Origin of the sequence: Acinetobacter sp. RIT698 (assembly GCF_009668065.1) — a bacterium.
In the GTDB taxonomy this organism is placed as follows: domain Bacteria; phylum Pseudomonadota; class Gammaproteobacteria; order Pseudomonadales; family Moraxellaceae; genus Acinetobacter; species Acinetobacter guillouiae.
The window spans coordinates 1-1121 of record NZ_WJYH01000115.1 but is presented as its reverse complement, the minus strand read 5'-3'; the positions used below and the strand labels follow the sequence as shown (position 1 = coordinate 1121).

General features: G+C 40.5%; 1 pseudogene. It reads left to right on the top strand.

Annotated elements, in window-relative coordinates:
• Positions 1–16: 16 nt before the first annotated feature.
• Positions 17–1121 (top strand): annotated as a pseudogene (locus GJV03_RS21300) (host specificity protein); the annotation flags it as partial.

Here is a 1121-nt window from a genome sequence, read left to right as displayed (position 1 = left end):
TGATTGGGTCAGTGATGTGACTTCCGCAGATGCTACCGATGTGCTTGAACTATTGAATGATCAAATCTCTGAAAGTCAGTTAAATCAGGATTTGAAAACTAAGATTGATCACATTGAAAATATTGATACTGATATTTCAGGTCTTAAGACATCTGTACAGCAAGCGAAAGAGTCAGCTCAAAAAGCAAATGATGATTTAGCAAATGAACGGACTGAGCGAACAAAAGCAATTCAGGATGTAAATAAAGCTGTTAGTACTGAAATTGCAGATCGTAAAACTGCTATTCAAGAAGTAACGACTGTTGCTCAAAAAGCGAATACTGATTTAGCAACTGAAAAGTCTGAACGTTTACTCGCTGTTTCAAAATTGAATGATGGACTTACAGCTGAAATTCAATCACGAAAAGATGGAGATTCTGCAAATACATTAGCATTGAACAATTACAAGTCTAGCAATGATACTGCGCTTGCAAATGTTCAGACCAAAGCTGAAACAGCAGTTTCAAAGTCAAATGCCAATGCAACTGCAATTACAGCATTAGACAGTCGTGTCGATGTTGCTGAATCTGATGCATCAACAGCAAAAACTAATGCAGCCAGTGCATTAACTAAAGCCAATACTGCGGTTACCGATTCAAGTGCGGCAGCATCTATGGCGCAACAGGCTAACGCAACAGCAACATCAGCAAAAAGTACAGCGGATAATGCATTAACCAATTCTGCAACTGCTTTATCAAAAGCCGATGTGGCTGTGACAAGTGCTAGTTCTGCTGTATCGAAGGTTGATGCTGTAGAGGCTAAGCTTGGTGATTATGCGACGACTGGCGCATTAAGTACTGTTGAGTCGAAAGTAGCTGATGTTGACAATAAATTGACAGCAACAACAACTAAGGTTGATGGTGTTTATGCCCAGATTAACCCGACATTGATTGGGTCTGAAAACGACTTAATTGGTAATGAGGGTGGGTTTGCAGGTGTTTGGTCGGAACAATCTGCACGGATTGAGGAGGATGTTGCACTAAGTAAGCGTATTGATACAACAGTTGCGCAAATCAATGATGTACAGGCATTAGCACAGCAAGAAGTTCAAGCGCGTGTTGATGGAGATAAAGCGAATACGA